Origin of the sequence: Mycolicibacterium hippocampi, assembly GCF_010723735.1 — a bacterium.
In the GTDB taxonomy this organism is placed as follows: domain Bacteria; phylum Actinomycetota; class Actinomycetes; order Mycobacteriales; family Mycobacteriaceae; genus Mycobacterium; species Mycobacterium hippocampi.
In genome coordinates this window covers 91,233-114,199 of record NZ_BLLB01000001.1, presented here as the reverse complement: position 1 = coordinate 114,199, position 22,967 = coordinate 91,233, and the positions used below count along the sequence as shown (strand labels likewise).

Genomic DNA, 22,967 nt, shown 5'->3' with positions numbered 1-22,967 from the left:
TGCACTCGCGAGCTGACGCTGACGGCCCCCGAGGCGGGCTTTCGACCCCTCGGAATGCCCGGCCTCTCCGGAGAAGGCGCCTTCAGAGGACGACTGTGCTCGCCTGGTGGAACCGGTCGGCTGCCGCTAGTAAAGGTTTGACACTCCCCGTTCCCCTAACCACGCCATCGGGTCGGCCTTGTCCGACCCGTTGCGATGCACCTCGAAGTGCAGGTGCGGTCCGGTCGAGTTGCCTCGGTTGCCCATGGTGGCGATCTGGTCGCCGGCCATCACCAGCTGGCCGGTTTGCACCAGTGTGGTTTCGACGTGACCGTAGAGCGTGACCGTGCCGTCCGCGGCGCGGATCTTGACCCACATGCCGAAGCCCGGTGTCGGACCGGAGGCAATCACCTCTCCATCGGATGCAGCGTAGATCGGAGTACCCACGGCGTTGGCGACGTCGAGTCCGGCGTGCAGGGTGCCCCACCGGGCTCCAAAGCCCGATGTCAGCATGCCTTGGGCGGGAAAAGTGAACTGTGGGCGCAGAAGTCGCGCCTCCCGCTGCGCCCGCTCCTCAGCGAAAGCCGCGCCTCTGGCCGATTCCTGTCGATGGATCCCGGCATCAAAGCTGTTTGCCACAGGGATGATCTGCATCCCCGACGCTTCGGGGCGGGCAGCCAGTGACGCAGCAGTGTCGGCGACCAGAACTGGCTGCTGCGTCTCGGCTGCGTTGACCGCGGTGTTCGCTGCGGCGGCGACCGCGCCGGCGGCGACAGCCGTGATGACCAGCCTGCTGTGCGCCGCGCCGGTGGCCTCAGAGGTCCTTCGATGCGCCCCCCGAGAAGAACGGACGGAAACACCCTTCAACGCCGCCCGGCCAGACAACCGCTGACCTTCCCTAGCGCTTGCCCCGTCGATGGGGATCGGCACCGCCGGCGTCGCCGCGTTCGATTCACCTTTCGGTAAGAGCAGCAGTCGTGGCGACTCGTCGGCAACATCGTTGAGGTCGTCGAGTTCAGGTGCGCTCAACACCTCGTAGTCGATGGCGAACGGATCGCCGTGAGAACCGGCCACATCCACCATCGCGCCGAACTCATCGAAGGCGATGATCTCGGTGACGTCGGTGCCACGATCGAGCGACGCATCCGGTCGCGCGATCCGGTGATGAACCACTTCGAGACGATCCTTTGCCGTTACCAATTCGTTATCTGGTTGGCGAGACGCTAACCCAACACTCGCGATCGGGCAAGTCATCGACTTCCGACGAATGTCGCCACGCGACAGAGCGCGTCACTAAAAGCGTTGAGGTCCAATCGGTTCGGTCACGACATGCGCAAGGTCGCAAACGGTCTCCCCGACTCGGTACCTACGTAGTAGATGCGGAGTCGGGACGATTGCCCAGGATGGAGGCGTCGTTCGACGATCCACCTCGAACCAGCTCCCGCTGTCGCTAGGCCTTGCAACGCCGCCGCGCCGAAGGTCGGCCCGATGCGCCAGGGCCGCAGCGGGTGCGAGTGCTCTGCACCCGCCCCGGCGGGGCACCCGTCACCGGGCGATGCGGCGCACTTCTGGGCCCGGAACTTCGCAGCTACGCGAGTAGTCCTAAACACCACCGTAGAGTAACCTACGTAACTAGTCAGTAGATAATGGGAACGCGGTGCCACACGTCGCGGAAGGAGCTTCATGGTCGCCGATGCGCCACCGATCGGGGAACTCGAGGCCCGCCGTCCATTCCCCGCCCGGATGGGCCCGAAGGGCAACCTGATTTACCGGTTGATCACGACCACTGATCACAAGTTGATCGGCATGATGTACTGCGTCGCCTGCTTTGCGTTCTTCCTCATCGGCGGGTTGATGGCGCTGTTCATCCGCACCGAACTGGCGGTGCCGGGTCTGCAGTTCCTGTCCAACGAGCAGTACAACCAGCTGTTCACCATGCACGGCACGGTGATGCTGCTGTTCTATGCGACACCGATCGTGTTCGGGTTCGCCAACCTGGTGCTGCCCCTGCAGATCGGCGCGCCCGACGTGGCGTTCCCGCGGTTGAACGCGTTCTCGTTCTGGCTGTTCCTGTTCGGTGCGTTGATCGCCACCGCGGGCTTCGTCACCCCGGGCGGTGCGGCCGACTTCGGCTGGACGGCGTACTCGCCGCTGTCCAGTGCCATTTACTCACCCGGTGCCGGCGCCGACCTCTGGATCGTCGGCCTGATTGTCGGTGGTCTGGGCACCATCCTCGGCGGCGTGAACATGATCACCACCGTGGTGTGCATGCGTGCGCCCGGCATGACGATGTTCCGGATGCCGATCTTCACCTGGAACATCCTGGTGACGTCGATCCTGGTGCTGCTGGCGTTCCCGCTGCTGACCGCGGCGCTGTTCGGGCTGGCCGCCGACCGGCACCTCGGCGCACACGTCTACGACCCGGCCAACGGCGGTGTGCTGCTCTGGCAGCACCTGTTCTGGTTCTTCGGCCACCCCGAGGTCTACATCATCGCGCTGCCGTTCTTCGGCATTGTCAGCGAGATCTTCCCGGTGTTCAGCCGCAAACCGATCTTCGGCTACACCACGCTGATCTACGCCACGCTGGGTATCGCGGCCCTCTCGGTGGCGGTGTGGGCACACCACATGTACGCCACGGGTGCGGTGCTGCTGCCGTTCTTCTCGTTCATGACGTTCCTGATCGCGGTCCCGACCGGCATCAAGTTCTTCAACTGGATAGGCACGATGTGGAAAGGCCAGTTGACGTTCGAGACACCGATGCTGTTCTCCGTCGGCTTCATCGTGACCTTCCTTCTCGGCGGACTGTCGGGCGTGCTGCTGGCCAGCCCGCCAATCGACTTCCAGGTCACCGACAGCTACTTCGTCATCGCGCACTTCCACTACGTGCTGTTCGGCACCATCGTGTTCGCCACCTACGCGGGCATCTACTTCTGGTTCCCGAAGATGACCGGCCGGCTGCTCGACGAACGGCTGGGCAAGCTGCACTTCTGGCTGACGTTCATCGGGTTCCACACCACGTTCCTGGTGCAGCACTGGCTCGGCAATGAGGGCATGCCGCGCCGCTACGCCGACTACCTGCCCAGCGACGGCTTCACCACGCTGAACATCGTGTCCACCATCGGCGCGTTCATCCTCGGTGCGTCGACGCTGCCGTTCCTGTGGAACATCTTCAAGAGCTGGCGCTACGGCGAGGTCGTCACGGTCGACGACCCGTGGGGCTACGGCAACTCCCTGGAGTGGGCCACCAGCTGCCCGCCGCCCCGGCACAACTTCACCGAGCTGCCCCGGATCCGCTCCGAGCGCCCCGCCTTCGAGCTGCACTATCCGCACATGGTCGAACGGATGCGCCGCGAGGCCCACGTCGGCCGTGCCCACGGGCCTGATGACGGCGATGTCACGCGCCGCGACGACGCTCAAGTGCGCACCTAAACGGCCCGCCATGATGTCGAAAGGCGCGAAAGGACGCTATTCCATTCTGATGCAACGCCATTCGCAGGACGTTCGAGTTCTATCGCAGATACGCCCGCGGTCGAAGCCAAGGTGGGTCGGCGAATCGCCTGGGCCGTCGAAGTGATTAGGGGAGACTTCGAGATGGCTGAGGTGATGTGGGAGGCCGCCGAACCCTGCCTATCAGAAGAGCAGCGTTTGGCGGCGCTCACGGCGCTGCATGTTGGTGAGCCGAGCCAGGCCCTACTGGTGGTGGTCACAGCCCTGTCCCGCAGCGGGCACCCCCTGCCGTCCGACTTGCACGTGGAGTTCCAGGAGTGGTTGCGCCATCGTCCAGGTTCAGGATCGCCCGTCGATTGGACGCTCCTCGAACTTCGCGTCGCGGCGGCCGAAGTTAGGGCAACTACCGACGTGGGCATGATCGACGGTCGATACGGCGAAGCAACCCTCTGTTACTTCGTTCTCGACGAGGCCGGCGTGGCGGACGCATCCCCCAAGCACCAAGCTGCCGCGCTCAGGAAATGGCTATCAGCTAATCGACCGAGCCCATCGCTTCGAACGGATAGGCGGCTCAATGGCTTTGGACATCTTCTTGACACTTCCAGACCTTCGTCACCGATGGGCTAGGCATGTCGTCAAGTCTGCGGGTCGCGGCGGCCGACCACACACCGACCGAATCGGCAATTCGACAATGCACTCGCCGAAACGGTCGCAGGAAGGCGAGACGCGCGGAGGCAGACCAGCGAGGTTGTGGTTCGGCTACGCTGCGTCGCGAATTCTCCACGGCAGGTTAGGAATTCAGACGTGAACGTGGTTGGCACACGGGAATCGCTTGCGCTCTATTCGGACTGGGCGTACACATCAGCGGTGGCCGGGCTGACTCTCGCATTGTTGCTACTTTCGGCGACTTTTGCGATCGCTCGGACTCGGACACTCGAAAAGTCGACGGCGCCTGGAGTGGTTGCACGTGACAGCGCGAGCCCGGGTGTCGTCGTCGAGATGCCACGGCGATCGCGCACAGAACGTCTGGAGCGCGCTGGAATAGCCGTCGTCTTCGTTAGTGCCGTCTTACTACTGATGTGTATCGTGCTGCGCGGCCTGGCCACCTCACGTGCCCCATGGGGCAACATGTACGAGTTCATCAACCTGACCAGCTTCTGCGGCCTCATTGCCGCGGCAGTCGTGTTGCGCCGCCCGCAGTTCCGCGCGCTGTGGGTGTTCGTCCTAATCCCCGTGCTGATCCTGCTCGCGGTATCGGGCAAGTGGCTGTATACCGATGCCGCGCCCGTGATGCCTGCGCTGCAGTCGTATTGGTTGCCCATTCATGTGTCGGTGGTGAGCCTCGGCTCCGGGGTGTTCCTCGTCGCCGGAGTCGCGAGCGCTCTGTTCCTGGTCAAGACCTCGACCCACGGAGAGCAGCGGGCCGACGGCAGAAATGGGTACGTCGCGGGCCTCATGTCCAGGTTGCCCGATGCGCAGATTCTGGACAGGATCGCCTACCGCACGACAATCTTCGCGTTCCCCCACCTTCGGATTCGGCGTCATCTTCGGTGCGATCTGGGCCGAGGAGACATGGGGACGCTTCTGGGGTTGGGACCCCAAGGAGACAGTGTCGTTTATCGCATGGGTTGCCTACGCGGCCTACTTGCATGCCAGATCCACCGCAGGGTGGCGTGACAGGAAGGCTGCATGGATCAACGTGGTCGGCTTCGTGGCGATGGTCTTCAACCTGTTCTTCATCAATCTGGTGATTGCGGGGCTGCACTCCTACGCCGGGGTGGGCTGACCTCGAGGCCAGAGCTTGCGCGCGTACCCGACGCACCAGTTCCGTCTCGCCACGTCACGACTCTGGCAAAACTCAAGACTTGCGCGGTGTCGTCCCGTCGACGCGCAGGTCGCAATTATGGGTTGACGAGTCATATCGCAACGGCGAGAGGGTGACCCGGCTCGGCGATGCTCCGGCGACCCCGGAGGTCGTCGCAACCTCGAGGTCTCGGGCTCAAGACTAAGACTAAGTGCTCACCCGGGAGCAAGGGGGCTCTCGGACCTGTGGACCGTGGCCGCAGCGTGACGAACCCTTAACCGAATCGAAGGCGCGTAAGTGCTTTCGCGACATAACCTCGCCGCCGTACCATTAGCTACGATGAACAATGCGATACCGCAGAGTGTGATAGGAGCCCTTCGTAGCGCTTCAGCCGTTGTGGGACTTTGTTGCCCGGTGTTCGGGCGGGAAGAATCAACAACGACATGGCGTCGAACAAGCTCCGGCGGCACACGCCGGATCAGACTATCCGCGAGCTCGCCGAGGGCAACAAGCTCCTCGCGTCAGCCAAGAACTCGACGAGGTATGCCGAAACCCATGCGCGTGACTATTCGTAGCGTTCTCGCCGCGGCCATGTTGGCTGCGAGCGTGGTTGCGGGCCCCGTGGACATCAGTAGGGCCGCGAGTTCGTCCAATCGACCCGATGTCGCGTCGCTGCTACCTGCGGAGGGCGCGGTCGTGGGCGTAGCCCATCCTGTGGTGATCACGTTCAACCGCCCTGTCGCCGATCGGCGCGCGGCCGAACGCGCCGTTGACATCAAGTCGGTGCCGGCGATGACGGGCAAGTTCGAATGGATTGAAAACGATCTCGCGCAGTGGATACCTGACCAGTTCTGGCCTGCACACAGCACGATCTCCCTTTCGGTGGGCAACTTGCCAACCAGAAACTTCCAGACTGGTGCCGCCGTCGTCGGCGTCGCCAACGTCTCGGACCGCACTTTCACTGTGACCATCGACGGCGTACCGCCCTCCGAGCTACCAGCGCCGCACCACCGACCCAATTGGGGACAACCGGGCGTGTTCCCAGCTTCAATGGGACGCCCTGAATACCCGACCCCGGTTGGTGTCTATTCAGTATTAGCGAAAGAACGTGACATCGTTATGGATTCGAGTAGTGTCGGCATCCCCATCGATGACCCCGACGGCTACCTGCTGGACGTGGAATACGCAGTCCGTTTCACGTGGCGTGGCCTATTTGTGCATTCAGCTCCATGGGCTGTTGATCGAATGGGCTACGAGAATACAAGCCATGGTTGCATCGGGCTCAGCACCCAGGATGCCGAATGGTACTTGAATACAGTCAACCTGGGTGACCCAATCATCGTGCGGGAGAATGGTACCGAGGTTCCGCAGACCGTTTCTGGCTAGCTCCGAAGCTTCATGTCTTCTTAAGGTCCACCAACTCGACCAGGCATCCGAATCCAAACTCGCGTTGCCGCCCACACGCTTAGAAGCATTCGGAATTACCTTTGCCCCTCGTCCGGACCCGCGCAGGGTGCGACTCTTGGCTTAGAGAACACGGAAACTGGGGAGGGAACCATGCACACGTTCCCTGCTGCCTGTTCGCCGGGTTCGCCTGCACCCACTTCGGTTTCGCGTTCTCCGACATGAGTTCTCGGCAATTCTTCGGCAGGACTTGGAGCGTCGCCCGCCGATTGGAATCTGCCTGGTCGAAGCATCCGTCTCGCCGACCCCAGCGTGATTGAGCCCATCGACGCGGTGGGACTTCGCGGCCGGGGTTGACGCATCATATGCAAACATGCGTATTATTGCATGCATGGCAGATCTTAACGGCGGGACGGCGAAGGGACACGGTGCCGACGGAACGCCCACGAGTAGGACCCTGGCGCTCGACCTGACAGACCTGCTTCCCGGTAGCGACGAGCGCTGCGCTGACCGCCTCACGCGCGGCCTGGTGGGTGACGGGATCATCGAGCAGGCCCACGTCATCGATGGCGACACGACCAAACCCCGCCTGTGCGTGCACTACGACGCCGCGGCTATGTCCCCAACAGAAGTGCAGCGTCGAGCTCTGCAGGCGGCTGACACCATCGCGTCGAAGTACGGCCATCTGCGGTGGTTGACCACAGACACCCAAGACGATGAGGCCACACGTGCAGCACTCGTCGACACGCTGTCGGCAATGCCTGGCGTGGTCTCAGCAGCAGCGACACCCGATTCGATCGAGCTGGAGTTCGAGCGGATGACGGTAACCGCCCAGGAACTCGTGGATGTCATAGCCGCGCAGGTGGCGCCGCACAGGAGAGCAGTCGACGACGAAGCCGCCGTCGCGCACGACGGAGACGATGCCGACCATCAACACGGTCACGGCGGGATCTTCGGCGAACGCACCGAATTGGTCTTCGCTGGACTGGCGGGCGCGCTGCTGCTCACGGGCTGGCTACTCGCCGCCTTCGCCGATACGCCGCGCGCGGCTGAGGTGGTGGTCTACGGCCTGGCGTTCTTCTTCGGCGCGTTCTTCACCGTGCAGGAAGCCTTCGCCAGTGTGCGGCAGGGCCGGTTCGAGATCGACTTCCTCATGCTGGTCTCCGCTGCGGGTGCGGCGGCGCTCGGCGAAGTCGCCGAAGGCGCACTCCTGCTGTTCCTGTTCAGCGTCGGGCACGCGCTCGAAGGCTATGCGATGGGCCGCGCTCGACGGGCGATCGAAGCGCTCGCCGAACTCGCCCCGAAAACGGCACTGGTCCGACGCGGCGGCACCGGCGACACCGTCGAGGTGTCTGTCGCGGACCTGCGCATCGGGGACATCGTGGTGGTGCGCCCGAACATGCGCCTGGCCGCAGACGGCTTCGTGGTGGCAGGAAGTAGCAGCATCGATCAAGCCCCGGTGACCGGGGAGAGCGTACCCGTTGACAAGAATCCGGTTCCGGATGTAGCGGTCGCCGCCGCCGCTCCTGAGCTCATCGACGCCGCATCACGCGTGTTCGCCGGCACCATCAACGGCGCCGGCGCCATCGAGGTCCAGGTGACCCGGCTGGCCGGGGACTCCACCCTGGCCCGGGTAGTGCGTCTGGTGGCCGAGGCGCAAACCAAAACCACCGCCGCACAGCGCTTCACCGACCGGTTCCAGCGCATTTTCGTCCCGGTGATCCTGATCGGGGTATTCGTGCTGCTCTTCGCCGGGTTCGTGGTTGACGAGCCGTTCAGCGACACGGTGTACCGGGCTCTCGCCGTTCTGGTGGCGGCGAGCCCGTGTGCGCTGGCGATCGCCACACCGAGTGCGGTGTTGTCGGCGGTGGCGCGGGCAGCGCGTGCCGGCATCCTCGTGAAAGGCGGCGGAGCCTTGGAGGAACTCGGTCGGGTCCAGGTGCTGGCCTTCGACAAAACCGGCACCCTCACCGAAGGGCGGCCCAGGATCGCCGATGTTTTTGCTACCGCAGACAGCGATGACGCCGAACTGCTGAGAATTGCCGTGGCCGTCGAGGAGCAGAGCGACCATCCGCTCGCCCGCGCCATCGTCCGTGACGGCCGCCAGCGGTTGGCCGGAGTGGCGACGCCCCGAGCGTCCGACGTCCGTGCGGTGATCGGCCGCGGCATCGTCGCATCCGTCGAAGGTGTCGAGGTCTGCATCGGCAAGACCGAATTGTTCACCGATCTTGCCCAGCCCCCGCCGGCTGAACTGGCGGCGGAGGTGGATCGTCTCGAACAGGCCGGCCGCACGACGATGCTCGTCCGCGCAGGAGACCGCTGGTTGGGCGCGATCGGATTGATGGATCTTCCCCGACCGGAGGCGTCGGCGGTGGTCGCACGTCTTGCCGAGCTCGGCTTGACGAACACCGTGATGCTGTCGGGGGACAATCAGCGGGTGGCCGACGCCGTCGCCGCCGAAGTCGGTGTCACCTACGCGCGCGGCGATCTGATGCCCGAAGACAAGGTGGCCCAGATAGCCGCACTCCGGGAACGCCACGGCCGCGTCGGGATGGTCGGCGACGGCGTCAACGACGCACCCGCAATGGCCGGTGCGAGCGTCGGTATCGCGATGGGGGCGGCAGGCTCCGACGTGGCGTTGGAGACCGCTGACGTTGCGCTGATGGCCGACGACCTGCGCGCGTTGCCGTTCGCGGTGAGCTTGAGCCGGCGCTCGTCGCGCGTGATCAAGCAAAACCTGTGGGCGAGCCTCGGAATCGTCGCGGTGCTCATCCCAGCCACGATCTTCGGCTTGGGCATCGGTCCCGCCGTGCTCATCCACGAAGGCTCCACACTCATCGTCGTCGCCAATGCGTTGCGCCTCCTCGGACTGCCGATGCAGTCGATAACCCCAGCAGCGCCACGCGTCGAGCGTGCAGTGGAGACGCAATGATGATCGAAACGTCCAATTCAGCAGGCGGATTCGAGCATGCCGACGTAGACACAGTGGTCGTCTTTGTGGACATCGCTGGGTTCACGGCTTTCACCGAAGCTCACGGTGATCATCGTGCTGCCGAGCTGGCAGATCGGTTCGCCACCATAGCGGCCAGCAACCTCGGACCCGGCGACGACATGATCAAGACCCTCGGCGACGCCGTGATGATCACCAGTTCGGACCCCACTGCGGCGCTGGCCTTCCTTCGGCGACTTCACCACGAGACCCGTCGCATCGACGGATTTCCGTTGCTGCGCGCGGGCATCTGTGCTGGGGCAGTGGTGAAGCACCGCGGAGACGTCTTCGGGGCGACGGTCAATACCGCAGCCAGACTGGCCGCTGTCGCCCGGCCAGGTCAGATCGTCGGTGACGCCTCGTCCGCGTCCGCGCTTCGAGGAACGGACCTTGTCGCGATGACGTCGTTGGGCCCGCTTCGACTGCGAAACGTCGGTGCCCTGGTGGAAGCGTTCGCCCTCGACGTCGGAACCCGTCACCAGGAGCACGTCGATCCGATATGTCGGATGCACGTCACGACGGATGTCCACCCGCTGACGATCACGCATGAGGAAGGGACCTACCGATTCTACTTCTGTTCGACGGCCTGTTTACGCCAATTCGCTGACCGTGTCGGCGATTTGACCATGTCGCCTGGTGACGTGGATTTGCAGTCCACTCAGTCGTTTTTCGGTGAGGTCGCGACCCACTTCGGCAGGCTAGAGGCCTCTCCGGGCGGGCGGGAGGCTGCACCGATGTCTACTCGTTCAACTTCCTCGTAAAATGTGTGTGCTTGCTTTGGTTCAGCGGGTTGGTCCCATCATTCCGTGACCCATGCCGGGTTTCATCATCCCGCCGCCCATCATTCCACTCATCATCGCCGGCATTCCTTCGACGACGAATCCGGTGACTTCGCGGGCGTGTTCGCGAATGGCGTTGGCCAGTTCGGGATCGCTGGAGGTTTCGACGACGACCACGCCGCCGGGTGTGAACGTTATCTGACGTTGATAATCAGCAGCGCGGCGGAACAGCGTGGGCAGGCTTGAGCTCATGCAGGTGACTTCGCTGCCTTGATCGAGGTGGGTATACATCGATGAGACGTGGGCCTGCAGTTCGGCGACGAGGTCGGCGGAGTCAGTCTCGGTGGTGGTGCGCACACCTCCGGGAATCTCTTCGACGTTGCGTCGAAGCTCGGTATGGCGCATGAACATGTTCAGGTAGGCGCGCATGTCCATTCCCGTCGCGCCACCCATCCCGGGTTGGGCACGGCTGACCGGTATGTCGATGATGGTGCGCAAGGCGTGCCCCAGGCCGAAGAGGGCCGCACCGGTGACGAGCATTCTCAGCGCCACTCGTCTGCTCATTCCGTCCATCCCTGAGGTTCCTCCTCGTGCTGAACATGTGTCGTGGGAATCGCGTTGTCGGCGGACGCTTGGTGCGAAGCTTCTTCGGGCATTGGCCGCTTCGTGCCGACGATGGCCCTGCCCAACGAACTCTGGAATCGCTTCTGCTGCATCATAATCAGCCATTGCACGCTACGGCCGAGGTGTGGTCGGTGTGATTGTCGGCGGCTGTGACTGGCCGGGACCCCAGGGACCTGAAGGCCCCATGTTTCCGTGGGGCCACGAGCCCTGCGGCCCCATCATGCCGGGCCCCATCATGCCGGGCGTTCCTTGACAATGTCCCCGATTGCCGCCGAAATCGTCGGTCGCCCTGCCGATTAAGAACCCGGAAAAGAACACCACCGCAACGATGAACACCGCAGCGGCGGCAATGCCACTCCACGCCAGTGCATGGTTGACCCCTTGGCGCTGTCCGGCGACAGCGATTCGATCGCTCATCGATTCAGGTGTATCGGTCATGCTTGCAATCTCCTTCGCTACACCCAACTCTTGAGGTGCTCGGTCGACCGGCGCCGCGCTATCCGCCGACCGTGAGCCCGCGGCACTTGAGTCATCGCGATTCCTGGTGTTCACCCAGCGGCGTCATTTGCCGCCGAAATCCATCCTTGCCGGTGTGGCTGCGCGCAAACCCGGGTGCTACAGCGGCTTGGGCCACGACCAAGCCGCTGAACTCGCGCGCTTGCGCTGTACATCGATACCAGCGAAATGCCGGACGGCTAGCGCGCCCGCGGTGATCAGGGCGGCAGACACAGCACAGTCATCGCGTCAATGAGCATCCACCCGCCCCGTACGTCGCCGTCTGTGCCATACATCGTGGTTGCGAGATCCTTTCACTTGACTGGCCGGGAAATTTTCCTGAAACCCACGATGTACTGGCAGGGCGTCCCGACAGTAGGGTCAAAGTGCCTCAACATGCCGGCAAAGAATGCGAAACCGTGAAGTGACTGTGTCCGTGGAACGGCATCGACCGACGAACATTTTCCCTGCAGATTTGCCTCGGCGCTAATCTGCAATACCCCGGCGGGTATATCGGCGATGCTCTCGGGGCCGGATCCAAGCAAGGATTGGCAATACATGGGCCGCGGCAACCGCACAGTCGGGGCGAGAAACGCCCTTGACCGCTTCCAAACGTGAAGCAGGGCCATCGGCGCCGCACCTGACCGCCGGGCGATCAGCGCCGCGAGCCGGGAGACGCGCGCTGCGGACGTTCGACTATTCACCGGGTGCCCCGTGCGACGCGACCGGCGCCATTGTGTACGTCAGATCTGCCAGTCCTGGGCTCCGTCGTTCTCGTCGTATATACCGACGGAATTCTTGACGACGACGGGGTCCCCACTGCCGAAGTTGTCGTAGAACCACTGCGCGTTCGCTGGGCTCAAATTGGGGCACCCGTGGCTGACGTTGCGCTTGCCCTGATCGGCGACTGACCAGGGCGCGCCGTGAACGAAAATGCCGGCGTTGTTGATGCGCACCGCGTCTTTGACCTCGAGCTTGTAACCTTCAGCGGCGTCGACCGGCACACCATAGGTGGAGGAGTCCATCACCATGTCGGCGAACTTCTCGAGCACGTAGTAGGTGCCGTTGGGCGTTTCGTATCCCGGCTTGCCCAAGGACACCGGCATGGTCTTCTCGAGTACGCCGTTGCGCATGACCTCCATTTGGAGGGTGGCGTTGTCGATCGTCGCCACCAACGAGTCGCCGGTGCGGAAACTCGATTTCGTGCCGCTGGCATCGATGCTGACCGTGGTGTTGGCGGGCCAGAAGTCGATGGGTCGCCATCGGAGTTGGGTCGTGCTCATCCAGTAGAACTTCCCGGGGACCGCGGGGGTGGAGGAGATGTGGACGGCTTGTTCGGCCAGCGCGCGGTCGGCGATAGGTCTTTGGAAATTGATGATGATTGGTTTGGCGACGCCGACCATCGAGCCGTTTGTCGGGTTGAACGTGGGGGGCGCGAAGACGGGCGGCCCGAGGTAGGGCGCCGGGTTCTGGCCGGCCGGCGGGTCCTCGGCAGCTGTCGGCGATGAGCCGGGGGGCGGCCCGGTTGGCGGAGGGAGGAAGGGAGTCGGTGCTGTCGAGCCGGGGGCGGTGAGGGGGTCGCCGGGTGCGGGCAGGGGTGTTTTGGGGTCGGCGGTCGCCGACGGGCCGGCCAGCACCGTCACGGCGGTTAGTGCGGCCGTCATCATTGCAACGGCCAGCTTGGGGGGCGGGCGCCCCATGCGGACCTCCTCCCTTCGACGATTTGTTGCTACGTAGTTTCATAGTAGATGATGGGCGTCGGATGCGGCATTACGGCCGCGGAACTGGGTCGTTGTCGAGCGTTATCAGACCGGTGGGTACGAAGGGGTGTCGGGCTTCGTGAACGGTGTCACCACAATCGCCACGTCTGGTCACTTCCTCCTCGCGGTGTTCGTAGCTGTTTTGGCCGGGTTCGTGTCGTTCGCCTCGCCCTGCGTCGTCCCTCTCGTACCCGGCTATCTGTCTTATCTGGCCGCGGTCGTCGGCGTGGATGACCGGGCTCGTGCCCAGCCGCACGCCAGTGCACGTCTGCGGGTGGCGGGGGCCGCGGGACTGTTCGTCGTCGGGTTCACCGCAGTGTTCCTGATGGGAACCGTCGCGATTCTGGGTCTGACGACGACAATCATCACCAATGGGGTGTTGTTGCAGCGCATCGGTGGAGTCATCACGATCGTGATGGGTCTGGTGTTCCTGGGTTTCTTCTCTCCGCTACAACGCGACGCACGGTTTACGCCCACGTCGTTGTCCACGCTGTGGGGTGCGCCGCTCCTTGGGGCGGTGTTCGGGCTGGGCTGGACCCCGTGTTTGGGACCGACGCTCACGGGTGTCATTGCCGTGGCATCTGCCACCGAGGGGCCCAACGTCGTGCGCGGCATCGTGCTCGTCATTGCCTACTGTGTGGGTCTGGGCGCTCCGTTCGTGCTATTCGCGGTGGCATCCGGACGGGCGGTGCGTGCCCTGGGCTGGCTGCGAAGAAACGCCCGGCAAATTCAGGTATTCGGCGGCGTGCTCCTTGTCGCGGTCGGCATCGCCCTGCTGACCGGGCTGTGGAACGAGGTGGTGTCGTGGGTGCGCGATGCGTTCGTCAGCAACACCACACTTCCGATATGACTCACACGCTTTCGAGCGCGGCGCATCTTCGCTGTTTCCGGGAACCCCCGTGTTGACTGTGATGCTCCGGAGTCTTGACGGCGAAGACACCGCCGGTTCGGAGTGGTGATGGCCACGTCCGCCTCTCCCCGGCGCGGGACGGTGCGAGCTGTGTTGCTCGGTGTTGCAACGATTGCGGGCGTTACCGCTGCGGCGATCGGCGCTTTAGCTTTGCCTGAGGTACTTGCGGTGACCGGGCTGAGCGATCCGGGGCCCTTCACTACCTACGGCCTGTCGTTCGTGCGCGCTGCCGGAGAGATCGCTGCGATGGTGGCGATCGGACACTTCCTGTTCGCGGCGTTCCTCGTGCCGCCGCAGTCCAGTGGAGTGCTCGACGCCGACGGTTACCGGGCGCTCAGGGTCGGGGGTGCCGCCTGTGCCGTATGGGCTGTGTGCGCGGCGCTGTTGGTGGCGCTGACGATCTCCGACGTGTCGGGGGTACCGTTGACCGAGCTCACACCGCTGGACGTATGGTCGGCGGCCGACCTCGTCGAAACCAGCGCGGCATGGCGCACCACCTCGATTCTGGCGGCGGTCGTCGCCGTAGCGAGCCTGACGGTGCTGCGGTGGTCGTGGACTCCCGCCCTGCTGGCGGGCGGCTTGATGACGTTGATGCCGCTGGCCGTGACGGGGCATTCCTCGTCGGGCGGCTCACACGACATCGCAACCAACAGTCTGATCATTCACCTGGTTGCCGGAACATTGTGGGCGGGCGGATTGCTGGCGCTGCTCGGGCACGCGCTGCGCGGCGGCAGCCACACCGACATTGCCGCCCGGCGGTTCTCGGGTCTGGCGCTGTGGTGCTTTGCGTCGATGGCCGTGAGCGGAATCGTCAATGCGGCGGTGCGGATCGATGTGTCGAACATCTACGACAGCAGCTACGGGCTCCTCGTCGTGGGGAAGGTGGCAGCGCTCGCCGGCCTCGGTGTGATCGGCTGGTGGCAGCGACGGACTTCGATCGTTGCGCTCCAGCGCGATCCGACGTCGCGCCGACCGCTGCTGCGCCTCGCACTCACAGAAGCCGCCCTGTTTGGCGTCGCAGTCGGCGTCGCGGTCGGGTTGGCTCGCACGCCTCCGCCGCCCGCGACGCGCGAACCGCTTCCGGCCGAGTCTGTGCTCGGCTTCGATCTCGCCGAGCCGCCGACGATCGCGCGGGTGTTCGTCGAATGGCGGTTCGACCTGATCTTCGGCACGGCTGCGATAGTCATGGCCGGCATCTACCTTGCTGCGGTGTATCGGCTGGCTCGCCGCGGCGCCCCGTGGTCAACGCGACGCACCGTATCATGGCTGATCGGTTGCCTGGCTTTGCTGTTCGCCACTTCATCGGGGCTTGGCATGTACATGGCGGCAATGTTCAGCATGCACGCTGTCGCTCAGTTGATACTCACGATAGTGGTGCCGGTGTTGCTCGTGCAGGGCGCACCGGTGACCCTGGCGCTGAAGGCATTGCAGGCAGTCGACCCCAACGGGGTGCCTGGCCCACGCGAATGGCTGGTCATCGCCTTGGATTCGTCACTGCTGCGTTTCATCACGCATCCGTGGACGGCGCTAACCCTTCTCGTAATGGGTGTCTACGGTCTTTGCCTCGAAGTGGTGTTCGATGCCGCCGTGAGCGAACACGCCTCGCACATGCTGATGATCGGGTACTTCCTGCTCAGCGGCGCATTGTTCTTCGCCTCCGTCAGCGGCGTCGAATCGGTGCCACGGATGATGCCCGGGCGGGGCCGGATCGCAATACTGTTGTGCGCGTTTTCGCAGTTCGCCATTGCCGGGGTCGTGGTGTTGAACATGCGCGAGGTTCTCGGCGACGTCTTCTACCGCTCCTTGAAACTGAGCTGGCATGCGGACTTGCTCGGCGACCAGCGGCTGGGAGGCCAAATGATCGCTGCCGGCGGGCTTCTGGCAGTGGGGGCGACGCTCGCGGTGCTGATCGTCCAGCGCCGCCGCTCGACTGCGACCGAACTGAGGACGGCCGCGCCAAGCCCTGGCTCATGATGCCGATGACGGTATTGTCAGCATGTCCGCCGCCTCAACGCTCGTCCCCGGGGTGGACCATGTGCCGTGGCACTGGCTCGGTGTCGAGTAGGGCGATCGCCCATCACGAGGACGCCCTTCTGTAGCAGATGATATGGCGCGGCACCCGCTTACGCCGAACGGGCAACGAGCCGATGTCGCACCACTAGCTGCGACAGCTAACAGGTCGTCATCAAGCGTCCACGTACGGAGGTGGATAGTAGGAATCGGGGCTTACCCGGCGTGCCGTCGGCCTTGATTGCCACTGGGGCTGACAAGCTACGACCGTGAAAGCCGTCGTCACCGGACTGGTCGCCATAACCGTTCTGCTCTTCGCGCCGACGCCCGTCGCGGTGGCTGAGACCGGACAGCGCATCGCACAGGCGGACGCTTACCTTGCCACTCGTCCGGGCACGGTCGGGTATGTGCTTCGCGACCGGACGACCGGACAGGCTCACCGAAACAACGCGGCCACCACGATGATGTGGACCGCATCCACCATCAAGCTGGCGATGGTGGTCGACCTGTTGACTCGGGCACATGCCGGGAAGATCACCTTGACCCCGGCCGACCGCCAACTCATGGCCGACATGATGCACTCTTCGGACAGCGACGCTGCAGATACGCTTTGGGAACGCTACAGCGGACCTGACAACATGGCGTTCAACCGCAATTTTGCCACGTACGGACTCACCAGCCTGCAACCGCAGCAGGGTTTCAGCGGCACGTACCCGTACTGGGGTTTTCAGAAGGCCACGAGCGACGACCTCGACCGGCTGATGAACTACACCCTCACCAGCTTGCCTGCGGCCCAGACCGCGGCCATCGTTGCGGAGATGCAGCACCTCGACGCCAACCAGCAATGGGGCGTGTGGGGAGCGGGCCCGGCCATGACTCCCGGAAACAAGAACGGGTGGTCCCGAGAACAGGGCGGCTGGGTCGTCAACAGCGTCGGTTTCGCCGGCCCTCGACAGCGCTACACATTGGCGATCATGAACTCGCTCGACGGGGAAGGCGGCTACGACGATGGCGTGGAAACGACCACGCGCCTCGCGCAGATTCTGCTGGCCTCCACCTAGCCAAATTCACCACCAGTGGGCCTAGGGCCCAGTCGCGAGACCCAACCGCAGTAAGCGTTCGGCCACCGTGGACCTCAAGTCTGACCGCGGCCGAGAACCGGTCCTGGAGTTTGTCGCCGACGCGTTGTCCGTTCGATTCGGCATAGCCGCGCAGCCGGGTCCTCTTCGAGTTAGCGCGTCGGCGGCGCGACGGAAATAGCTCGCACGGGCGCAAGCCAGTCATGGCATGCACCCTCTACAGCAACGTGAAAGTGATTACCTGACCGTGCATATGGGCCTGCGGCCCAGTGCAATACGGTGAAAGGCGATGACCGCCTCCGCGGCGCGGACGTCGAGACGGCGAACCCTGATAGCGCCACGACACCGTACTCGCCCAAGAAATCAGGTCAGGGCGCCAGAAGCGGAAGCTTGAGGATGCGCCGAAGTGTCCATAGGCGAGGAGCGTGGCCCGATACCGCCAGGGCGATCGCCCTGGCGTCGCCCTCCAGGTAAGGAAGTAACGCGAATAACCCGAAACGGAATCCGGCGAAGAACAGGCCGGCGGCAGCGGGGTGCTGTGCACCGGCGGTCACGGCGGGCTCGCCGTAGTCGTCGAGTACGCCGAGGTGGCCGACGAGGTGTTCGAGACCGGGCCGAAAGCCCGTGGCAGCGATGACGACGTCGAAGGCATCGGACCCGCCGGTCTCGAAAATGACGGCGGCGCCGTCGAACCCGGCGATAGCCGACCGTAGGTGAATCGCGCCGCGCTGCACGGCGGCGGCGAAGCCGCTATCCAAGGGTGGGGAGTAGTAGGTGTGGCGCATCGTTGAGAGTCGTTTGGCAGTATCGCCAAGCCCGTAGGGCGCCAGGTTCTGCCACATCCACCGGTGCGCGCTGAGGCCTACGAAGTCGAGGACAGCATCAGGCAGGAAGCGGCCAATCTCAGCGAGCACGGTGACCGGTATCCCGCCGATTTCTCGTTTCAATAGCAGTGGGGGGCTGCGCACGCTCAACGAAACCTGCGTGGAAGGCTCATCGGCGAGCAAGGTGGCGATCTCGACCCCGGAGTTACCGGTGCCCACCACGAGAATCTTCTGTCCGCGAAAGTCCTGGGCGCGACCATACTGCGACGAGTGAATCAGCGTCCCCGAATAGCTCTGAACTCCAGACCATTTCGGTATCTGCGGCACCCGGTCATGGCCGGTGGCGACAACGACGAAACGCGCCGACATCGCTCCGATGTCCGTCTGAACCAGCCACCCGGCGGACTTCTTGTTCAGGCGTTGAGCCGTCACACCGAAAGCGGTGTCACCTAGCGTTGCGGCGTAATCCTCGATATAAGCGGCCCAATCTTGGCGATGCGGCCACCGTCCGTATCTCGCCGGCATTCGTGTCAGCGGGAGATCGGAAAGCCAACGAGTCGTGTTGAGCCGCAAACCGTCGTAACGCATCCACCAGCTGGCTCCTGCACGTTCGGCCTTTTCAAGCAGGCGGACCGACAATCCGGAATTCTCAAGCACGCGGGCGACGGCAACACCGGCAGCACCGGCACCGATCACAATCACGTCGCAATCAAATGACGTCGCCATGGAGATTCTGCTCCTTCCTGGTGGCTTCTGGGGGATAGCCGTGGTGCAATCACGCCAAGCTCCTGGAGCGGCGGCCGAGCCGCTCGACGCCGATAGGCGGGCCGTGGTCGGAACGTGAGTCGAGCAGGATCATCCGGCGTACACCGAAATCAGCGCGAAGAGGGCAAAGCCGGCCGTCAAGAACACAGGATCCCAGCGAGAGGTCGCTCCAGAATGGGCCTCGGTCAGCATCTCCTCCACGACCACGCTCAACAGCGCACCCCCGGTGACAGCGAGGATGGTCAGCGTCACAATCTCCGGCGCGTCTCTCAAAGCGAAGTACCCTAAGGACGCCCCCACCAGGATCGGCACAGCGAACGTCAGCGCCATGAGGAGGCGTTTGACACGCTGCACATTCGCCCGGCGAAGTGTCGCGACTGCAGCGAATCCCTCCGGAATATCCGCTGGGGCCTGCCCCAGCGCGAGCAGAAGCCCCAGAGCAGGATTGAGTACCGTTCCGGTGCCGATCATCACGCCGTCGCTGAACAAGTCGAGTGAGACCCCGGAGAAGATGGCCAACGGCCCCGTCCTAGTTTCGCTGCCATCGCGGCGCGCCTGCAGATAACCTATGGTCCGCTCAAGTCCTATGAAGAAGGCCCCTCCTGCGACGAAGCCGACGATGGGTATCCAGGCAGGCGATGCTCTCAGTGCCTCGGGCATGAGCTCGAGGCCGACGACAGCGAGCACGATTCCGGCTGCCATATGAAGTGCAATGCTCAGCGCCTGCGCCGACACGTTGAACAGCTCAGCGACCACCGCGCCCAGGAAATTGCCGGCAGCGGGCAGACCGGCCAGCGCAAGAACTAGAGCGAAACCCTCCACGGGACCCCCTCAATGTCGAGCCGGTGCCTCATCTGCACAGCGAGCTAAAGTCGTCGGCCCCACCATCGGCGCACCTCGCGTACGTACCGTCTGTAGTCCTCGCCGTAGAGGACCTCGACCTGATGTTCCTCAACAGGTACCCATAACGCGTAGGCGCCAGCGATTGCAGCAGTGAGTCCGGCGGCGGTGAGGCTACGCCGACCCACCGCCGCGCCGCCCAGGGCGACGACGTATCCCAGATACTGCGGGTTGCGGGAGTAGCGATAGATACCCCTCGTGGCGAGGGCGTCGTTGCGGGTTCCCTCTACTTCAGCTGCGCTGGCGAAGCGGCTCATCGCTGCGACGCATAGTCCAGCCCCACCTGCGGCAGCAGCCCAGCCGACCGGAATTGCCCACCGCGGGGACTTCAATTGTTTGTCTGGTTTCGCGAGTGCCCATACTGTGACCGCGGCGTGAGCAGCATATGCACTCCACATGAGAATGGCGGTCGAGCGACGCAGCGAGCCACCGTTTTGCACGTCGTCTGCCATCCGAGACAGGACCGGTATCCGGAGGTTCATGCGATGCAGTTTCTGGGTCGGCATTACGCGGTAGACCGACTCTGACGGCCGCCATTTGCAATGGACTCGAAGCGAACGGCATGCGCCCCGTGGACCAACGTTGTTGTGTCAGGTTGGCGGATCTCTGGCATGAAGGCGCCATTGCCACTATTGCGAGGTGGCAAACCACTTCAGGCGGTGAGAACTGCGGTGCATAGCGGTCGGCGTTCCCGGCCTTCATGGTTCGCTCGGCACCACGGCGCGGCAACTATATATAGACACATGCGCATATGGCTATGTATCGTGATCTCATGAAGCGAGCGACGACACCCACGACGGTCACTGCGCCGAACCGCACGGGGCGGCCTGCGAGTCCGCGGACGGGGACACAGCTCCAGGCGGTGACGGCCAAGGCAAGTGCTGAACCGACTCTCGACCATGTCGACACCAATGCGGCCATCGTGTTCGTCGACATGTCTGGCTACACCGCACTCACCGAGATTCATGGCGATCACGTCGCTGCCCAGTTCGCCGAGGACTTCGCAGGCATGGCAGGCGAAGCGCTGGGGCCCGGCGACGAGCTGATCAAGACGATGGGTGATGCCGTCATGGTCGCCAGTGCGGACGCACCTGCGGCGCTGGCTTTCCTGCGCCGCTTGGGCGTTGCGGCCAGGCGTGCCGAGGGCTTCCCGATGCTTCGTGCGGGGGTCAGCGCGGGAACGGTGGTGAGACGGCGCGGCGATGTGTTCGGGACGATTGTGAACGCCGCGGCGCGGTTGGCAGCACTCGCTGCACCTGGGCGAATCGTATTCGGCCGCGACGTCGCCGCGGCCGCCGCCGATCTCGGACTTCCCGTCGAAGCGCTCGGGCTGGTCGGCATCAGAAACATGGCTAACCGGATGGAACTGTTCGCAGTGGACATCGGCGAGGAACACCAGCAGCACGTCGACCCGGTGTGCCGGCTACATGTGACCGCCGCGTCCGCCGCGATCACCCGAAGCCGTGGTGACCGAACCTACCGCTTCTGCTCGGCGGCTTGCGCCGACCGATTCGACACACTGGCCCGATCTGCAAGGGACTCTTCGGTCGCGGAGTAGTCGCTCGTGCGCACAACGGTTACGAATTGAATGGAGGGGCCACGATGGCAACGGCAGCACTGATGCTTTACGGGATATTTATCGTTTTGGGGTTCGGGTGGCGCAGCTATCGGCAGTGGCGCCGTACAGGGTCCACGGGTATGCGCGGCTTCCATGGACGGCCCGGGTCGTTAGAGTGGCTCGCCGGTGCCGGCTTCGTGGTCGCGATGGTGGTGGGTGCGCTCGCGCCGATCCTCCAGGTAGCCGGTTGGCTGTCGCCTATCGCCACGCTCGGCGCCCCCGTATTTGGGGCGCTGGGAACCGTGGCGGCGGTGGTCGGTATCGCCACGACGTTGTGGGCGCAAGAGTCGATGGGTGACTCGTGGCGCATCGGCGTCGACGCCGGCGAAACCACCCAACTCGTGGACCGTGGAATGTTTGGCTGGGTCCGCAACCCGATCTTCACCGCAATGCTGATTTTCGGTGCCGGCGTAGCGCTGATGGCGCCAAATCCGCTGGCAATCATAGGGTTTGTTCTGTTGTTGACGTCGATCGAGCTGCAGGTCCGCTTCGTGGAGGAACCGTATCTGCACCGCACGCACAGCGAGCGCTACCGCGATTACGTCGGCCGCGTCGGACGTTTCGTTCCCCGCATCGGTCGGTCACCTGTCAGGGGACCGTCGGCTTGATGGCGCTCACGCCCGTCCGAGCCCTATCGTTGCGCAGGTATCGCCGTGCGCGACGGCGCCCAACAGTGACCCGTGCATGCGGAGCGATACGTCTACGACGCCTGTTCCTCTGGACTCGCGTTCTGGCAATTACTACGGCACCGCCGCCTGAACACCTCGAACGATGATCGACCCGGAGACGAATAACTCCGCAGACGCCGTCCAGCCGCGCTGGCGCGGTGCGGCGCTGCTCCGGTCGGGAGTGCTGGCCTTCGCCGGGTCTATCGGTGCCACCGATACCCACGCCCACCACGCAGTGCAGATCATCATGGCGACAACGCCTTTGACGGTCCTCGATGAGCAGGGAGCGCCACACACGGGCACGAAGGTAGTGGTGCCTGCCGACACGGTCCATCGAATCTGGGGCGGTGCCGAGGACGGCACAGTGATCTTCCTGGAGCCGGAATCAGCGCCGGGACGAGCTGCGCATCTGCGGGCGATCGACGCTGGATGGGTCATCAGCTCGGCGTTCGCCTCCGCTGCGCGCCGACCGCTTGCCACCGTGGTCGCCGACGTAGCCGCGCACCTTGCACCCGCTACCTCCGATCGCGATGTCCCGGCGCAACACTCCTCGGTCGACCATGCATTGCGGTTGCTGCCAGCTCTTGTAGCAGCCGGTCCCGTTAGCGGTACCAAACTCGCGGCGCAGGTGGGCCTTTCGGCGAGCCGCTTCACTCACCTGTTCACCGAGCAGGTTGGAATCCCGCTTCGGCGTTATGTGTTGTGGTCACGGCTGCGGATTGCGATCACTCTGGTCCAGGGCGGGGACGACTTGACTGGCGCCGCGCACGGTGCAGGCTTCGCCGACAGCGCCCACCTCACTCGCACCACCCGCGAGATGTTCGGCCTGCCGCCCTCGGTGCTGAGTCGCCACGTGTCCTGGGACCTCGACCCCAGCAGCTAGCCGAATCATTCAAGCCCTGGCCCGGTGGC

General features: G+C 64.1%; 18 protein-coding genes and 1 pseudogene. 12 read left to right on the top strand and 7 right to left on the bottom strand.

From position 1 onward, the window contains the following. Positions 1-126 precede the first annotated feature (126 nt). A complete protein-coding gene (locus tag G6N53_RS00470; RefSeq protein ID WP_163681272.1) occupies positions 127-1,152 on the bottom strand; it encodes a M23 family metallopeptidase in 1,026 nt (341 codons plus the stop codon). A gap of 510 nt (positions 1,153-1,662) precedes the next feature. Between G6N53_RS00470 and ctaD the strand changes: the two genes are divergently transcribed. From ctaD to G6N53_RS30560, 6 genes and pseudogenes are all read left to right on the top strand, one after another. Beyond that, positions 1,663-3,408, top strand: coding sequence for an aa3-type cytochrome oxidase subunit I (gene ctaD / locus G6N53_RS00465; RefSeq protein ID WP_163886442.1), 1,746 nt, complete (start codon positions 1,663-1,665; stop codon positions 3,406-3,408). Positions 3,409-3,570: 162 nt separating this feature from the next. After that, complete coding sequence (locus G6N53_RS00460; RefSeq protein WP_163681098.1) at positions 3,571-4,053, top strand: hypothetical protein; 483 nt, start codon at positions 3,571-3,573, stop codon at positions 4,051-4,053. A 177-nt stretch (positions 4,054-4,230) separates the two neighbouring features. Continuing rightward, positions 4,231-5,212 (top strand): annotated as a pseudogene (gene ccsB / locus G6N53_RS00455) (c-type cytochrome biogenesis protein CcsB). A gap of 573 nt (positions 5,213-5,785) precedes the next feature. Then, positions 5,786-6,616 (top strand): L,D-transpeptidase, encoded by an 831-nt coding sequence (locus G6N53_RS00450; protein WP_163681274.1) that lies wholly within the window; start codon positions 5,786-5,788, stop codon positions 6,614-6,616. 409 nt (positions 6,617-7,025) lie between these two features. Then, positions 7,026-9,566: a heavy metal translocating P-type ATPase gene (locus G6N53_RS00445; protein WP_237166281.1), complete on the top strand. Its 2,541-nt coding sequence runs from the start codon at positions 7,026-7,028 to the stop codon at positions 9,564-9,566. Then, entirely contained in the window at positions 9,563-10,384 is an 822-nt protein-coding gene (locus G6N53_RS30560; protein WP_163681104.1) for an adenylate/guanylate cyclase domain-containing protein, read from the top strand. The genes G6N53_RS00445 and G6N53_RS30560 overlap by 4 nt, the downstream gene beginning before the upstream one ends. Positions 10,385-10,405: 21 nt before the next feature. On the opposite strand, the gene G6N53_RS00435 is transcribed toward G6N53_RS30560, so the two are convergent. The 3 genes from G6N53_RS00435 to G6N53_RS00425 form a co-directional block, all read right to left on the bottom strand. Continuing rightward, positions 10,406-10,975 carry a hypothetical protein gene (locus G6N53_RS00435; RefSeq protein ID WP_163681107.1) on the bottom strand — a complete coding sequence of 190 codons (570 nt, stop codon included), beginning with the start codon at positions 10,973-10,975 and terminating at the stop codon, positions 10,406-10,408. 162 nt (positions 10,976-11,137) lie between these two features. Then, positions 11,138-11,491, bottom strand: a complete 354-nt coding sequence (locus G6N53_RS30510; protein ID WP_163681110.1) for a hypothetical protein — start codon at positions 11,489-11,491, stop codon at positions 11,138-11,140. 773 nt (positions 11,492-12,264) lie between these two features. Further along, a complete protein-coding gene (locus G6N53_RS00425) occupies positions 12,265-13,221 on the bottom strand; it encodes a L,D-transpeptidase (protein WP_163681112.1) in 957 nt (318 codons plus the stop codon). 139 nt (positions 13,222-13,360) lie between these two features. On the opposite strand from G6N53_RS00425, the gene G6N53_RS00420 reads away from it, so the two are divergent. The 3 genes from G6N53_RS00420 to G6N53_RS00410 all read left to right on the top strand — a co-directional run bounded on the left by G6N53_RS00420 (position 13,361) and on the right by G6N53_RS00410 (position 17,262). Further along, positions 13,361-14,131 (top strand): cytochrome c biogenesis CcdA family protein, encoded by a 771-nt coding sequence (locus G6N53_RS00420; protein ID WP_163681115.1) that lies wholly within the window; start codon positions 13,361-13,363, stop codon positions 14,129-14,131. A gap of 108 nt (positions 14,132-14,239) precedes the next feature. After that, positions 14,240-16,165, top strand: coding sequence for a bifunctional copper resistance protein CopD/cytochrome c oxidase assembly protein (locus tag G6N53_RS00415; protein ID WP_163681119.1), 1,926 nt, complete (start codon positions 14,240-14,242; stop codon positions 16,163-16,165). Between the two features lie 335 nt (positions 16,166-16,500). After that, positions 16,501-17,262, top strand: coding sequence for a serine hydrolase (locus G6N53_RS00410; RefSeq protein WP_163681276.1), 762 nt, complete (start codon positions 16,501-16,503; stop codon positions 17,260-17,262). Between the two features lie 386 nt (positions 17,263-17,648). Here G6N53_RS00410 and G6N53_RS00405 read toward each other — a convergent pair whose 3' ends face one another. The 3 genes from G6N53_RS00405 to G6N53_RS00395 form a co-directional block, all read right to left on the bottom strand. Next, on the bottom strand, positions 17,649-18,830 hold the full coding sequence (locus G6N53_RS00405) for a flavin-containing monooxygenase (protein ID WP_163681122.1): 1,182 nt from the start codon (positions 18,828-18,830) through the stop codon (positions 17,649-17,651). A 129-nt stretch (positions 18,831-18,959) separates the two neighbouring features. Further along, complete coding sequence (locus G6N53_RS00400; RefSeq protein ID WP_163681125.1) at positions 18,960-19,691, bottom strand: ZIP family metal transporter; 732 nt, start codon at positions 19,689-19,691, stop codon at positions 18,960-18,962. Positions 19,692-19,735: 44 nt separating this feature from the next. Then, on the bottom strand, positions 19,736-20,167 hold the full coding sequence (locus G6N53_RS00395) for a methyltransferase family protein (protein WP_255729376.1): 432 nt from the start codon (positions 20,165-20,167) through the stop codon (positions 19,736-19,738). Between the two features lie 374 nt (positions 20,168-20,541). Between G6N53_RS00395 and G6N53_RS00390 the strand changes: the two genes are divergently transcribed. The 3 genes from G6N53_RS00390 (at position 20,542) to G6N53_RS00380 (ending at position 22,938) form a co-directional block, all read left to right on the top strand. Continuing rightward, positions 20,542-21,327: an adenylate/guanylate cyclase domain-containing protein gene (locus tag G6N53_RS00390; protein WP_163681132.1), complete on the top strand. Its 786-nt coding sequence runs from the start codon at positions 20,542-20,544 to the stop codon at positions 21,325-21,327. 44 nt (positions 21,328-21,371) lie between these two features. Further along, a complete protein-coding gene (locus G6N53_RS00385) occupies positions 21,372-21,995 on the top strand; it encodes a methyltransferase family protein (protein WP_163681135.1) in 624 nt (207 codons plus the stop codon). 163 nt (positions 21,996-22,158) lie between these two features. Further along, positions 22,159-22,938, top strand: a complete 780-nt coding sequence (locus tag G6N53_RS00380; protein WP_163681138.1) for a helix-turn-helix domain-containing protein — start codon at positions 22,159-22,161, stop codon at positions 22,936-22,938. Positions 22,939-22,967 lie beyond the last annotated feature (29 nt).